The sequence below is a fragment of the Bacteroides galacturonicus genome (genome assembly GCF_003096855.1).
Taxonomy (GTDB): domain Bacteria; phylum Bacillota; class Clostridia; order Lachnospirales; family Lachnospiraceae; genus Lachnospira; species Lachnospira rogosae.
The window spans coordinates 354,189-370,497 of record NZ_QEOA01000004.1 but is presented as its reverse complement, the minus strand read 5'-3'; the positions used below and the strand labels follow the sequence as shown (position 1 = coordinate 370,497).

Here is a 16,309-nt window from a genome sequence, read left to right as displayed (position 1 = left end):
TTTAAGAATATATTTCTTCTGTATTTCTGTCATATTCATACACTGTATATGACAGAACTTCGTCTTTTGAAACTCCCTCTGTATTAACATCTCTTACCATAGCCATCAGTTCCTCTTTATTAAACATTGTTGACTTTGGAAGAATAATAACTTCATGGATTGATGAAGGCAATATATACATATCACTCTCCAGCTTATCTGCAAGCTTCTTTAATACTCCCTCATACATAATGCCCGCCGCACCATTAATTCGGCTTTTATTAGTAAGTACATAAAGATTACTGCACCAAGGATCATCCAATGAATATCTTCCCTCTGCTGTATCAACATATTTTATAAGTTCTGACATTTCATATATCTTTACAGGAAGAAGCTTAGGTGTATTACTAACCGCTGTCCTGTACAGCTCATCTTCTTTTATGTGCCAGTTCTTTATATTGCTGTTATATATAAGAGCTGTTGCATTGCCATCCTCAATCTCCCCTAATATGCAGTAATATACCATTGCAAGGTCAAGTATTTTCTTGTGTGGCACAAGGCTTAGCAGCTTCCTGTTCGCATTGTAATTAATAAGCTTGTATACAATTTTATCTTTTATCCCCTCAAAACTCATAAGACTCTGCGTATCAACCGATAATCTGTCTTTATTCAGATAATACAACTCCTTAATTCCAGCAAATATACTGTCTATTGATTTACCATTAACATACTGCTCATAATAATCATTCAAATATATTGTTGGCGATATCACACTCCCCTTATTAAGTATAATAAGCCCGTCATATTCACAACCATTATTCTTTATAACGTGTGTTATATCAACAGTCCCACCTTCTCCTGCTACAGGTTCAGCTTTCTTCATAATAACTTTCTTAAAATCCTCAAAATTCATCATAGATATAGTATTAGTTTCTTTCATTTAATATATTCCTTTCGTAAAATAATAGTTATATTCCTGCGCAGTGAATATATACATAATTGGGAATTAACCGGGCAAGACCCACGCCCACGACATACCTTTTCAGGTACAATAACAATAGATTGTATTCTATAAATGTATTACTACGAATTATCTATTGTATCATTAATAGATTATAGCTAAATGCTATGTACTCATATAAGATAACATTATATATAACATCTGTCAATATTTTATTGAAAATGCTGTGATTTTTGTTACATTTGTATAAACAAATTGAAAAGCAGCAATCAATATGCCTAAATAATCTAAATATAAACTTTTTGCAAGCCATTTTCTGATTTAACGCATATCAATTACTGCTTTGTATTTATTAATTAGAATGAAGCAAGTACATCTAATATAAGCTCCCATGTACGTTGTACTGATGGTACATTAAGCTTTTCATTAAATGTATGAATATCAATAATATCTGGTCCGAATGATACACAGTCAAGTCCGTCAAGCTTATCTGCAAACATACCACACTCAACACCTGCGTGTATAGCCTGAATAACCGGTTCTTTTCCGTATAATTTTTTGAAAGAATCAGACATAATTTCTCTTAACATTGACTCTTTCCTGTATTCCCAGGCTGGATACTTTCCTGTGATAACATATTCACCACCAAGAAGCTCAACCATACTTGTAACCTTATCTATAAGGTATTCTTTCTCGCTCTCTACTGAGCTTCTAAGAAGATACGTAATTACAACCTTTCCATCTTCCATTCTTACAACACCCGCATTAATTGATGTCTGTACAAGTCCTTTAATGTCGTTGCTTAATTTAACAACACCATCCTGAATATGTGTAAGTGCAAGTACAACCTTATTAGTAGAACTGTAATCCATTGCCTGGACAGAAACTTTACTGCCTTCACTTACTTTAATAGACATATCCTTATCTGTAACACTATATTCATTAATTATAAGCTGTGCATACTTATTAAGCATTTCTACTACGCCAGCAGTATCACCATCTTCTACAACGATAACTGCTTCTGAACGTGGGGCAATTGAATTATCTTTCTCACCACCTGAGATAGTCTTGATATTATAGTTGTACTGCTTTGATAATTCAAAAAGAAGTCTGCCAAGAACAACATTGGCATTAGCTCTCTGGTATATAATATCAACACCAGAATGTCCGCTTGTAACTCCCGATACATTTATTGTGACTTCTGTTCCCGTAACTTCTGTATTTACTGCCGGATACTTAGATATAATAACAGCTCCACCTGCACAGCTTGATAAGAAGATACCTTCATCTTCTGAATCAATATTAAGCATTATTCTTCCCTTAATATCTGAACAATCCATAGCTTCTGCACCAAGCATACCTACTTCTTCATCTACCGTAAATATAGCTTCAATATCCGGATGTTTGATTGAGTCATCATCAAGAATTGCAAGTGCATATGCTACTGCTATTCCATCATCTCCACCAAGGCTTGTTCTGTCTGCCTTTATATAATCACCATCAACTAAAAGGTCAAGGCCTTCATTTTCCATATCTTTATCTTTGTCTGGTGTCTTAACAGCAACCATATCCATATGTCCCTGAATAATAACTGGTGCTCCTGTGCTTCCCTTAGTTGCTGGCTTTCTTATAACAACATTGAAATTCTCATCCTGTCTGTAATCAAGTCCTCTTTCCTTGGCAAAATCAACAAGATATCTGCTTATCTTCTCAACATTGCCTGAACCGTGTGGAATATTACATATATCCTCGAAAAATCTAAATACATTCTTTGGCTGTATATCTTCTAATACTCTATTCATATACTTATATCTCCTAGCCTTTATTTTATCGATTTATCAGTTTAACTGATTAACGTAATTATAATACAATCAAATCAGTCGTAATTCAAGTACAATTAATTAATCATTTTCTCACCCGATAAACATTTATTAAGAATATCCGCTAATGGCTCCATAGCATTTTTAACCTCTCCAACTGTATTAGTCTGTGCTCCTGCCTCTATTAACATTGACCTTCCTCTTTTGTGAAGGCAGTACCTGTATGCATTAACATATATATTTCTAAGATATCCCGGATAATAAGCCTCGCCTAACAACTGCATTTGCAGGCTCATAGCAAGATTATCGTCCCTGTAAGGATTATTAAGATATGCAATATCGCCATTTACCTTACTATAGCTAAGTCCATTAAAAAGCATAACCCTCGCCATATCTTTTCCGTCAATATTAGTAAGCAGATGTGTTGTATCTGCAACACCATCTCTGTGCAGATCAATAACAACTTCTATCGTAGGGTTGTCAGCAAGTATTTTCTCAATACCATTTTCTGCGTATGTATATGCCTTGCTTCTGTCAAGCTTTCCGTCTACATAATCATACACACTCGTATCGTGTATTACATTATATCCATACTTATTGACAAGCAGTTCTGTGAGATAATTGCCAACTCCTATTATTGTCGTTGACACATCTCCCTCTACTGTATCTGTAAATCCCTCCTGTGAATGGGTATGGAAAATGAGTATCTGCGGCTTGCTGTTATCCTTGCTTATTGCAAGATTTTTCTCTATAAATTCTGCCGGCCGCAGTATACTGTCAGTCAGATCCGTTATCGATGTAACTGTATAAAAATGGCTTCTCACAAAGTTATAATCTGTAAGCTGCGATTTATCATATACTGCACCGCTCACTGTATTTCTTGAAATAATATTCCGTATATCCGATTCGTTCAATTGCTGGCTGTTGTTAATATTACTGTTCTGCGTGGTATTTCCTGCAATTATACTCTCCTGCGGCTGTGTATCACCAGCATTGCCTGCATTATTATCTGTCTCATTTTTTGTACCGCTATTATCTTCACCATTGTTAAGACCATTTACCAGATTATCTGCTCCAGCATTAATACTTATAACACCACCTGCATCATTGTCTGCAAGCTTTATATAATCATCATTCTGGTTATTAATCACAGCATTGACAGGTACAACATTATTAACCAGCTGTGCCCATATATTATTATCCAGCAGTTGTGGCTTGTCATAAAACAGCATTGCAGGTGACATAAGCCTTAAACAGCCACTAATAAATGTATCCTCTATAAATGCTGTTACCTTCATATTCTTACCTATAAGTGCCAATACAATTACAATAATCACAATTGACAATAATGATGACAGCCTGTGCTTACGCTCCATGCTAATCCTCCATTCTTGTATACAACTTTACTGTACTTTTATATCGAATTTATATCTGATATTTAATTGTATTAATGCTTATTAAGAATATTACCTATTTTATTTAAAAATATCCATCAGCCAAAATATTGTATTTATAACTAATAATTTTACAGTCCGTTCAAAGCTTGTAATTATCCAGATATTCCAGCCTGCTCCAGGTTATTTATAGCTGATGATATTATCGCACTTATATTTTTAATGTCCTGATCTATCGCTTTAGGTGTGACATACATATCCTTCATATTATTGTCTATCCCTGAAAAAAATGCTGCTATCTCATCAGCACTGCAATCACCTATAAGAGGACTTACAAGGTCTGTTACTATTGTCAAAGCATCTATTACTGTTGGAACTCCAATTGCAAGAACTGGTATTCCTATATTCTCATAATTAATTCCAACTCTGTGATTGCCTACTCCTGATCCTGGATTAATGCCCATATCCGACAGCTGTATTGTAGTATTAAGCCTTTCTATATTTCTTGCTGCAAGTGCATCTATTGCAATAATAACTGACGGATTTATCTGCTTTGCAATTCCCTTAATTATATCCGCAGTTTCCATACCTGTATCCCCCATAACTCCCGGTATTATTGAACATACACACAGCCCCGTATCATCATTATCAATATGTCCATTAATATACAGGTTCTTTACAACAAGTGGTCCAAGCGAGTCCGATGTAATATCCCTGTTGCCAAGTCCTGCCACCAAAAGACTTATGTGTCTTTTGGAGCTTATATTTTTCCCACCTGGAAATGGTATTTTATTATCTTGTCTGCTGTTCTTTCCGTTATCTTTAACTTTTTTATTTTTTAACAGCTCACCTATAAGTTCGCTGATATAATTTTTCAGAATTTGGGTGACATTATTGTTATAATCTTCATTCATCTCATTTATCCTTCTTGCCTCTATCGTTATATAAGTGCCCATTGGCTTTCCAATCATTCTCTCACCTGCTTTATTAGTAACCTTCAGGCTTGTAACTTCTATCCCTGTATCCTTATCTTTCTGCTGATTTACAATAATGCCTTTTAACCTGCCGGCTTTTCTTGAAATCTCCTCATTTAATTCTACTGCAAGGTCTGTTCTAATATTATTCTGCATATCTTTAACTCCCATATAATGTTGTATACATATTTAATTCCATACTTTATATGACACCAAGAATCAAAAGGTATTTTGTCCCTGAATTATGACCCTTGCATCATTATTTTTATATGAAAAATCTCTATCATATTGATTTTTCACATCTTATTATTTATAATGTGCAGGAATATTTATTTAATGATAAATATTTTTGTGAATTAATGGTTGACATTATGGACTTTCTACTATAAGATATATGAGTATGTTTACATTAGATCGTCCGTGTCCGGCTTTAATGCGAAACAGATAACTAAGATTATATTAATATTTGGAGGTGTACGGATTGGCTAACATTAAATCTGCTAAGAAGAGAGTAATCACAAGTCAGGTAAGAGCTGATAGAAACAAGGCAATAAAGTCTAAGGTTAAGACTTATATCAAGAAGGTAGACGCTGCTGTTGCTGCTGGTGACAAGGCTGCTGCTGAAGCTGCTCTTCCTGTTGCTATAGCTGAGATATCTAAGGCTGCTTCTAAAGGAATCTTCCACAAGAACACAGCTGCTAGAAAAGTATCTCGTATTACTAAGGCTGTTAACACTTTAGCTTAATTATTTTATTTAACATAAAAGACTGGTGCATACCCTCGCACCAGTCTTTTTTATGTAATAGGAAATTGCCTATTATATTTTACGCTGAATATTTAATTATTATAAGCTCTACTCCGAGCTTATCCTGCAATCTTCCCTGCTTTACACGTTCTTCTATATCTGCACATTCATTTAATATATCTTTAACTGTATCTGTTGTAAAATATTTTGCCTGTGAAAGATATTTACCAGCAACAAATGGTGCAACCTTTATAGCCGAAGCTATCTCTTTGCTTGAAAGCCCCCTTGCCGCAAGCTCCTTTGCCTGCAATATTCCATTAAACTGCCTTACTATAAGATATAGTATTCTCATCGGAGGCTCTTTTAATGTAAGCAAATCATAATAAAGCGAAAGTGCTTTTTCTTTATTCTTATTGGCAACCGCCTCAAGCATATCGAATATATGGCTTACAGTCTGTGTTGAACATACCGCCTCAACATCCTGCGGCATAACCATCTTTTTATCACTGCAATAGCTTATAAGCTTGTCTATCTCATTTCTTATAAGCTCCATACTTGCACCAGTCTTATCAAGAAGAAGCTCACATGCTGCCTCACTTATTTTATAATCATTGGAAGCCATCATTCCTGCTATCCACCTTTTAAGCGTTGCTGGTGTCTGATACTGCATTTCACATACATATCCATTAGAACTTACAGCCTTATATACTTTATTTCTCTTATCAACGTCTTTTTCTATAAATATTAATATAAGATAATCCGGCAGTTCCTTAATATAGTCTGCCATTTTATCATTAGCCGTCTTAAAATACCCGCTGTCACTTACTATAACAAGTCGTCTTTCGCTAAAAAATGGTATTGTCTCACATATAGTAATTACATCTTCAGGCTTTGTATTATCTCCTTCAAAATAACTGTAATTAATAGTATCATCACCTATTATCGCCTGTTTCATTCTATCCTTATACTGCTTTTTAAGATATTCTTCCTCACCATATATAAGATATACTTTCTGATATTCGCCTTTTTTAATATTATCATTTAAAGTTTTCATAAGTATAATTGTACCATTTATACTGCATTATTGTAAATATTGATGAACGCTCATTTTGTATCCGTCTGTTCTAATTATTATCTCTCCTAATGTATTTGTAACATACACCTTGCAGTTATTGTCTTCTAACCTTTCAAGCGTTTCACTATGGGGATGCCCGTACCTGTTATTGATACCGCACGATATAAGTGCATACTGCGGCTTAATTGTCTTAAGCAGCTTATCACTTGTAGCATATTTAGAGCCGTGGTGTCCCACCTTTAGAACTGTTATATCAGAAAGCTCATCTTTAATATCTACATTAGCTGCTCTCTCTTTATTAATATCATTAATAAGGCAGTCCTCTGCCCTGCTTTCTGCATCACCAGTCATAAGCATTGAGAATTTTTTATAACTTATGCAATAAACAGCAGAATAATCGTTACTATCCTCATAGTCGTAACCAGCACAAGGATGTATACATTTAATATCCAGCTCTCCTACTGTAAATGTATATCCTCTTACGGCATAACATACATTTATGCCTGCTTTATCAGCCATATCCACAAGCTTCATATATGCCTCTATATTCTCTTTGCCTTTAATATCCGGCATAACAATACTCCCAATAGAAAATGTATCATCACACATCTTAATAAGCTCCATAACTGCACTTATATGGTCATTATCCGTATGGCTTATAAAAATGCAGTCTATATATTTACAGCCCATCGCACGCAATGCAGGATACACCCGGTACTGTCCTGCACTTTTAATATCCGTGCTTCCACCGTCAAACAAAAAATTATGTCTGCCCGAAGCACTTACATATATGCTGTCGCCCTGCCCTACATCTAACATATTAATCTGAAGCCCGTTATAAGGCTTGTAGCGCATATTAAGAACCAATACCACCAGCATAACAGCAATAATGTTGTTAATTGCTTTATTTACCAAGCTATGCATCTTGTAATAATTGTTAAAGTTATATTTAAAGGACGGCTTATTTATAATGATAAATATTATCATTAGCACACTATATACTATAATTATTCCTGCTGGCGGCTGTCCTGTTATTATTCTGAACTGTCCCAACCTTGAATTACGTTCGCACACAAAGTCATAGAAATCAAGAACATAATTACCTGCCCCAGCCGTAAAATACGCAAGCTTAAGCGATATAAAACCAGCAAATGCTGTAATAATTCCCGTTATCATCACCACTGGCATAAGTGGTATTACAATGCAGTTAATAAAAATACTTGTCATGAATACCGAATTATAACTATAAAGCACTGCTGGAAGTGTCGCTAATGTAACCGCAATACTACATAGCAATGCATTAATAATGTACACTATCGACTTTTTTACTATTTTGCCAGTATTGTCCATTCTGCTATTTATAGCTTTTTCATCAGGCATTAATACAGGATATAACTGTGATATACCTATAATTGCCAGAAATGACATTATATATGACATACTATAGACCGTATATGGATTACGCCCAAGTATTAATATTGAAGCAGCTGACAACCCTGTAAGAATATCAAATGTCCTGCCATATACATCTGCAATTATAATAAGCACCAGCATACATACCGCCCTTTTGGCAGATACCGTTTCTCCTGTCATAATAAGGTACATTATAATAACCGCGATTGATATTACAGAAGCTTTCATTATCCCTATATATTTTCTTATTAGCTTATATACAGCCATACCAACTAAAGATATGTGCAGACCGCTTATTGCAAGCAGATGTGCAATTCCATTTTTCTGGTATTCCTCTTTAGTCTTAATATCAAGCTCATATTTATCACCTAACACAATTGATGACATAAGCCCAGCTTTATCTTTATATACCTTTGCATATATACCCTTAATCTTTTGCTTAATTACATACAAAATATATCTAAGCCGGTTATTGTTACTCTCTGTAACTACAACCTTATCTGCATTGCATTTATATGGATAACCCAGCGAAATATTATACATATTAGCGTCAAAACTGCCATAATTTCTTGGCTTATCAAATTCCTTAACATCTCCAGTAACCCGCACTATGTCTCCTGCATTACATTTATTATCATCTGTGTATACAATAATTCCTGTATGAATGTCCGTATTATTAATATACAAAACATTATAACCATCCTTATTCTGCATATTATATATTGTGCCTGTAAATGTTATATTCTCATAACATTTTCCTAGTCTGTCACTTACTATGCCTGTTCTTATTATTGTCACTGGAAATATAAGAAATATAAGATAATAAAGACAGGAATTCTTATTAAATCTTACACATATGCGTAAAACTTCAAATGCCAGAATTCCAACCAATACTATTACAGGCACTGCACTCCAATGCAGCTTTTCCCTGTAACAATATATAGATATTACTGCGGCTATAAGCTGAGTTACAGCCGCACTTAATAATGGTCTTTTCAAATAACTAACCTTTTGTTCCTTTCCGGAACGCTTATTCAACTATACCCGAATTAAATTTGTACAGCCTGTCAAGGCTTATACTATCCCTGAACGTATTCGTATAATCTCCGTTAATGAATATTTTAACAGACTCTATGCTGTCAAGGGCACATAATGAATTAACTATTGAATATATCTCAACATACGAACTCACATTAACAAGCTCGTCACGGAACTCCTCGCTAAGATTAACATAGCACACCTTTTCTACAACAGACACGCCAAGAAGCTTGACGTCCTTTGGCAGTGAAGTGTATGCTCCTGCGGCTGTAGGTCCGCTTATAAGCCTCTGCACAATCATTCTTTCTATTGGCATATTCTTATTATAAGCAAGCATTTCCTTGACTTTAACAAGCCTTGTACCTGTATAATCTGCATAATACAACTGTACATTACGCCAGTCCATTTCTCCAAATGCACTGTCTGATTCCGTAAAATCTGTCTTTTTTAATGCACCTATAACTGTACCGTCCTCATACAAAGCTTCCTTGCCATCAACATAAAAATGTACATACAATACATCATCTATCTGCGTAAGCATTTTTACTACCGCTGCCCTGAATAACAGTTCAACCTGCGTACTCATCTGCTTATATGAAGATGAATAATTAAGTGCAATTGCTTTTCCATCAAGCATAACATCTAACAACGTAACATTATCAGGCTTTATTATATACTCATTCTTATCAGCAGGCTTAACATTCATCTTATCAAGAAGCTGTCTTGCTGTATCTTCTATAGAAGTGTCAATGTCAATATTATAATTCTGTTCTATAAGCTTGTCCTTTGAACTGTTCGTATAATAAACCGTATACTGCCTGCCCCTGTTCTGTGAAGAACACGCCGTCAGCTCTACAGCCATACAACAGCATAATAATATAACCACCAGCTTATTAATCAATAGTCTAATTCTCATTCTTATCCTCATCATCTGACTCTACATAATTAAGCGGTATTCTGAAAGTAAATGTTGTTCCCATCCCCTCCTCACTATACAGCTTAATTGTTCCATGGTGCATTAATATAATATTCTTAACTATAGAAAGTCCAAGACCTGTTCCACCTGTCTGCCTTGACCTTGCCTTGTCAACCCTGTAAAATCTCTCAAAAACCCTGCTCTGGCTCTCTTTAGGTATTCCGATTCCAGAATCTTCAACCCTTACAAAAAAGAACTGATGATCTGCATTAAGTGAAACATGCACCCAGCCGTCCATATCATTATATTTGATAGCATTTTCAACAAGATTAGATATTACCTGTGTTATCTTAACCTCATCAATCTGTGCCACAACCGGTCTGAAACTCTCAAATAACAATTCTATATTCTTCTTTTGTGCAAGCGGCTTTAACCGCTTTAACACAAGCTCTAACAGTTCATTAAGATTAACTGATGAAATATTAAGGGTAGCTGAAGCTTTATCAAGCCTTACCATACATAAAAGATCCTCAATAATCTTATTCTCCCTGTCAATTTCACTTACAATATCAACCATAAATTCCTTATATACTTCCACAGGAACATCTTCCTGCGTATTAAGCGAATCAGCAAGAACCTTAATTGAAGTTATAGGTGTCTTTAACTCGTGTGATACATTTGACACGAACTCAGACCTTGAATTATCAAGTTCACTGTTCTTGTCCATAATACTGTTAAAATGCTTTGCAAACTGTCTAAGTTCTGTAGAACCTTTAACGTCCATTCTCTTGTCTATATATCCAAAATCAACTTCTTCAACAATATGAAGCGCTTTCTTATACGGCTTAAAATAAAAATATGTCACAATAATCGAAACAACAAGAATAATAGTAATTATCACAAATTCAATAACCCATATCCTGTCAAAAGCATTCCCTGCTATCTGGCTTATATCTGATATATCAAGATTAACTACTAGAACAGCTATAAGCTGTCCCTCGCTGTTGTATACAGGAGAAGCTGCTTCTATATTGCCGGTCTTTTTGCTGTAATCAGTTATTGTCTTAGGACTGTCATACACAGTTATAACCTTGGAATTAATCATAGTCTTTCCAGTGTCAACAGCATATGTATCCACGCTTATGTTATATTTCTTATCTACAAGCCTTATTCTTATTGCATTAAGTGATGAATAATTCATAAGATTTTCATACACCCCATCATTATGTGCTTCATCAATGCTTCCGTACTTCGTAAATTCAGCCGCAATAAGCACAGCCTCATTATTAACGTATGCTTTCCTTGCTTCAACAAGTGATGTCGTATATGAATATTTAACAGCCTTGACTGCTGAGATTGTCGATATAATAGACATTACTGCTATTATAAATACGAGTCTGAATCTTGTGCTTAAGAAAAAACTTAATATATCTGTTATTAATTTCTTATGATTCATCCTGGATTTAGCCGATTGTCCCCGCGTTCCTTTATTTATATTAAACATTAAAATAATAACCTACTCCCCACTTAGTATGAACATACTTAGGTTCACTTGAATTATCTTCTATCTTCTCTCTTAATCTTCTTATATGAACATCTACTGTACGTCCATCACCCGGGTAATCCGCTCCCCACACTGTCTTTAAAAGTACATCTCTGCTATATACTCTGTTAGGATTAAATGCAAGCAGCTCTAAAAGGTCAAATTCCTTAGCTGTAAGGTAAATCTCTTTGCCTCTGATAAAAAGACTTCTGCTGTCACAGTCAATTCTCATATCCCCGATATTTAATACATTACTCTTAGCCTGTTCTTTCTCAGGCTTATTATTTCTTCTTAAGATTGCTTTCATTCTTGCTTTAACTTCAAGAATATTAAATGGCTTTGTTATATAATCATCCGCACCATATTCAAGTCCCATAATCTTATCCATATCATCGCCCTTGGCCGTAAGCATAATTATAGGAACATTAGAGAACTCTCTTATCTGCTGGCATACCTCAAGTCCATTCATCTTAGGAAGCATTATATCCAGAAGTATTATATCGTAATCATTGTTCTTAGCCATATCAAGTGCTTCTTCACCATCATAGGCACAGTCAACCACACTGTAGTCCTGTATAAGGCTGAATTTAATTCCTTTAACAATCATCTTTTCATCATCAACAACTAATACTTTACCCGCCATCTTTAATAATTACTCCTTGTTCAAACACATATATAATCTTTTATCTTGTTAAATGCTGCATCTTTTATTCCTGATACATTCTTTATATCTTCTATCCTTTTAAAAGCACCATGCTTTTCCCTATAACTTATTATATCTAATGCCCTCGCCTCACCTATGCCGGATAACTGCATAAGTTCAGACTTGGAAGCTTTATTAATATCAATAAGATTACTACTGCCTGCTCCCCCTGTGTTACTACCATAACTTTCGCTATTACCGTCTGAATTCTCTGTATTACTGCCCGATATTCCCGTGGCATTAGGATTACAGCCGTTGTTCATTTCATCTGTCAGGCTTATATCATCGTAAGCATATGGGATATATATTTTATCTCCATCCTTTAACTGCATTGCAAGATTAACTCTGGTGCCGTCTGCCTCATCAATAAGACCTCCGCAAAGTTCCACCGCCTGATACAGTCTCATACCTGCACCACCACTGACAACTCCTGCATTAACAACTGCACCACATATATATACATATATCTTACTGTTATTCTCATCCAGTCCGTCATTGCCTGCTTCGTTACCATTAATACCATTACTATTGTTAATATCAGCAGCACCGCCGCTGGTAACTCCACCGATAATACTCTTGCTATCACTTTCCTTATCTGAAATATTATCTTTATTAATTATAACACTGCCATCTTCTTTGGTTGGGTTTATATAAAATATGCCTGCAATTATAATAATTAATACTAATACAGCTGTTTTAATAATATATCTACGCTTTTTATATAATTTAATTAAGTCCATGTATACTCCTTATATCTATAATACATTATTATAAGATATAAAGTTCCCTTCGCATACATTTTTATTGTACCTAATTAATATCCATATTACAAGCAAAACCTCAAATATTACTATATAAATTACTGTACAAATAATCATTATAATTACCGTATATCATTTACATAAAATACCGTTTTTGGTAAAATGTAAACATTATTATCCATAGGGGGAAGCAAATTTGAACCAACAGACTAAACATCGACACAAATTCAGTTTATTTGACGAACAGACAGGTAATATTCCGTGTGGAAATATCGTATATATAATTGCATTTTTTATTCCAGTTATAATATTTACAGCCTTGTATTTTGCAAGGGAAATATTTCCATTCGGCAATAACTGTTATCTGCGTTCTGATATGTATCACCAGTACGCTCCATTTTTCTCTGAGCTATGGTATAAAATCCGCAACGCAGAAAGCCTTACTTATAGCTGGGATATCGGTATGGGAACTAATTTCACATCTTTATATGCGTACTATCTGGCAAGCCCTGCTAACTGGATTATTGTATTATTCCCACAGAAATATATGATTGAGATTATGAATACTCTCATAATCCTTAAGTTATCTTTATCAAGCGTTTCTATGACCCACTATATAAGCAGGCATTTTTCCAACAAGAATATATGTATAGCTTTATTCGGGTTATTCTACGCATTTTCCGGATATGTAGCTGCTTATAGCTGGAACATTATGTGGCTTGACTGTCTTATACTTGTTCCTCTTATTATGCTTGGCCTTGAAAGACTTGTTAATGAAGATAAATGCTTTCTATACTGCATAAGTCTTGGATTATGTATATTCACTAACTACTATATTGCAATTATGGTATGTTTATCAGTTGTTCTTTATTTTATTGTGCTTGTAACTGCCTACAAAAAAGAACGTACTTTCAAGAATTATTTTAAGACATTTCTAAAATTTGCATTTTACTCACTGATTGCCGGTGGGCTTGCGGCATGCCTTTTACTGCCTGAGTTCTACACATTTTCTTTATCAGCTTCAAGTGACATTGCATTTCCTAAGAAATTAAGTCTTTATTTCAGCATATTAAATATGCTCACTAGACAATTAATAAATGTTCCTGTCCACCTTGGACTTGAACACTACCCTAACATATACTGCGGCGTTGCTGTATTCCTTCTTTATCCTCTCTATGTTATGGACAAAGACATCAATTTATGCGAAAAGATAGGCAAATCCGTATTACTGCTTGTCTTCCTTACAGCATTTAACCTTAATATACCTAATTTTATATGGCACGGATTTCATTATCCTAACAGCCTGCCTTGCAGACAATCATTTATATACATTTTCTTCCTGCTTACAATGTGTTATGAGGCATTAAGCCATATAAAGCGGATGACAAGCAGACAGTTAGGAATTGCCGTATGGATAAGCTTAGGACTTCTTGTGCTTATTGAACAGGTATTTGCAGTTGATGAAACTTATGATTTTAAGGCAATTTACTTAAGCGGTGCTTTTATTCTTGTGTATGCAGGACTTATGATTGTCTATAACAAGACCAACTGGAAGCTGCCTGTAACAGTATTTCTTGCATTTATAGTCTGTATAATAGAATGTACTATCAATATGGATTCAACAGGAATTGGAACTACTAACAGAACCTCTTATCTTTTAGATTATGATGCTATTAAATCTGTGACACAGACCGTAAGAGATGAAGATACATCATTTTACCGAATGGATAAGAAGTTTGGTGCGCGTTCAAAAAATGACGGAGCTTGGCATAATTACCACTCAATATCAACATTTTCATCAACCTCAAGTGCTGGAATGTCAGAATTGTTCGGAAAGCTTGGCTTTGAACATTCAATGAATGCCTATGGCTACAATGGTGCTACACTTGTTACAGAAAGCTTATTCTCGGTTAAATATACAATTACCAACCGTATACTTACAAGCAGTTCTCTTCGCGAGTATTACGTTGGAGATGACGGCGAATTCGTCTATGAGAATAAATATACACTTCCACTTGGATTTATAACCTATAATAATGCAGGCGAATGGAATCCATCAGAAGCCAATGGAACAGGAATTGAGAACCAGAACTCGCTTATACAGACACTTACAGGCATTGCCAATGTATTTACACTTACTTATGAAAATGCCACCGACTCAAGCTTTGAAGTTAAGCCTGTAAAAGCAGGACATCTGTATATGGTTGTAAGAAATACGACCTGCGACAACGTAACTGCCACTATTAACAATTCTGAATATACTTATTCAGGACTTAAAAATGGCAATCACATAATTGACCTAGGCTACGCCGTTCCAGCAGATACCGTTGTCATATCTGGCGATTCAGCAATGAATGCCAGCGTGTATACACTTGAAACTTCAAGATTTACAGAAGCTTACAATATATTAAATGGCAGTTCCCTTTCTATTACTTCATTTAAGGATACTAAGATAAAAGGAACTATAACAGCTAACAAAGCCGCAACCCTTATATTCTCCATCCCTTACGATAAAGGCTGGAAGGTATATATTGATGGCAGAAAAGTAGAGACCTCTGCCCTTTATGATGCTCTCTTAAGCGTACAGATAAGTGAGGGCAGCCACGAAATAACATTAAAATATACACCTGTGAACCTTATTAAGGGTTGCTTAATTACAGCATTATGTATTATTATATTAATCGGTATTTATATATTAAAGAAGAAAAATATAACAATAAATATATTAAAAACCGCCAGTACAAATAAAGCTGTTGAAGCTGATGATACTTACAACGCATTATCTGAAGATTCAGCTGATAATACTCTCACAGATTTAGATGTTTCATCTGCTATGGATATAAATATCGTGGGTGATAATGATATAAATATGCTAGATAGTCTTGATGACTTCGACAATCTTGACAGTGATGAGATTAATTCATCAGAAGAATAATCAGGCATTCTATTAACAATTAATTATAAGCACTAACGAAGTGCAGGAAAGA

General features: G+C 34.9%; 12 protein-coding genes. 2 read left to right on the top strand and 10 right to left on the bottom strand.

Annotation, left to right across the window (positions count from 1 at the left end; all coding sequences use genetic code 11):
• Position 1: 1 nt before the first annotated feature.
• The 4 genes from C7390_RS06635 to gpr all read right to left on the bottom strand — a co-directional run bounded on the left by C7390_RS06635 (position 2) and on the right by gpr (position 5,284).
• Positions 2 to 919: a DUF5688 family protein gene (locus C7390_RS06635; RefSeq protein ID WP_055174266.1), complete on the bottom strand. Its 918-nt coding sequence runs from the start codon at positions 917 to 919 to the stop codon at positions 2 to 4.
• A gap of 377 nt (positions 920 to 1,296) precedes the next feature.
• Positions 1,297 to 2,742, bottom strand: a complete 1,446-nt coding sequence (locus C7390_RS06630) for an aminoacyl-histidine dipeptidase (protein ID WP_116443831.1) — start codon at positions 2,740 to 2,742, stop codon at positions 1,297 to 1,299.
• Between the two features lie 95 nt (positions 2,743 to 2,837).
• Positions 2,838 to 4,136 carry a stage II sporulation protein P gene (locus tag C7390_RS06625; protein ID WP_242858673.1) on the bottom strand — a complete coding sequence of 433 codons (1,299 nt, stop codon included), beginning with the start codon at positions 4,134 to 4,136 and terminating at the stop codon, positions 2,838 to 2,840.
• Between the two features lie 173 nt (positions 4,137 to 4,309).
• Positions 4,310 to 5,284 (bottom strand): GPR endopeptidase, encoded by a 975-nt coding sequence (gene gpr, locus C7390_RS06620; RefSeq protein WP_318295592.1) that lies wholly within the window; start codon positions 5,282 to 5,284, stop codon positions 4,310 to 4,312.
• A 325-nt stretch (positions 5,285 to 5,609) separates the two neighbouring features.
• On the opposite strand from gpr, the gene rpsT reads away from it, so the two are divergent.
• A complete protein-coding gene (gene rpsT / locus C7390_RS06615; RefSeq protein WP_022502078.1) occupies positions 5,610 to 5,873 on the top strand; it encodes a 30S ribosomal protein S20 in 264 nt (87 codons plus the stop codon).
• Positions 5,874 to 5,952: 79 nt separating this feature from the next.
• On the opposite strand, the gene holA is transcribed toward rpsT, so the two are convergent.
• From holA to C7390_RS06585, 6 genes are read right to left on the bottom strand one after another with little or no spacing between them, the layout of a single operon-like run.
• Positions 5,953 to 6,927: a DNA polymerase III subunit delta gene (gene holA / locus C7390_RS06610; RefSeq protein ID WP_022502079.1), complete on the bottom strand. Its 975-nt coding sequence runs from the start codon at positions 6,925 to 6,927 to the stop codon at positions 5,953 to 5,955.
• Positions 6,928 to 6,954: 27 nt separating this feature from the next.
• Positions 6,955 to 9,360, bottom strand: coding sequence for a DNA internalization-related competence protein ComEC/Rec2 (locus C7390_RS06605; RefSeq protein ID WP_116443829.1), 2,406 nt, complete (start codon positions 9,358 to 9,360; stop codon positions 6,955 to 6,957).
• Between the two features lie 31 nt (positions 9,361 to 9,391).
• The gene (locus C7390_RS06600; protein ID WP_318295591.1) at positions 9,392 to 10,315 is read right to left on the bottom strand and encodes a GerMN domain-containing protein; all 924 of its coding nucleotides are present in this window, start codon (positions 10,313 to 10,315) and stop codon (positions 9,392 to 9,394) included.
• On the bottom strand, positions 10,305 to 11,819 hold the full coding sequence (locus C7390_RS06595; RefSeq protein WP_318255746.1) for a sensor histidine kinase: 1,515 nt from the start codon (positions 11,817 to 11,819) through the stop codon (positions 10,305 to 10,307). Before C7390_RS06595 ends, C7390_RS06600 begins: the two co-directional genes overlap by 11 nt.
• Positions 11,812 to 12,501 (bottom strand): response regulator transcription factor, encoded by a 690-nt coding sequence (locus C7390_RS06590; protein WP_055307154.1) that lies wholly within the window; start codon positions 12,499 to 12,501, stop codon positions 11,812 to 11,814. The genes C7390_RS06595 and C7390_RS06590 overlap by 8 nt, the downstream gene beginning before the upstream one ends.
• A 20-nt stretch (positions 12,502 to 12,521) precedes the next feature.
• Entirely contained in the window at positions 12,522 to 13,301 is a 780-nt protein-coding gene (locus C7390_RS06585) for a helix-hairpin-helix domain-containing protein (protein WP_055174260.1), read from the bottom strand.
• Positions 13,302 to 13,518: 217 nt separating this feature from the next.
• Here C7390_RS06585 and C7390_RS06580 point away from each other — a divergent pair, with 217 nt between their 5' ends.
• A complete protein-coding gene (locus C7390_RS06580) occupies positions 13,519 to 16,257 on the top strand; it encodes a YfhO family protein (RefSeq protein ID WP_116443827.1) in 2,739 nt (912 codons plus the stop codon).
• Positions 16,258 to 16,309: the final 52 nt, after the last annotated feature.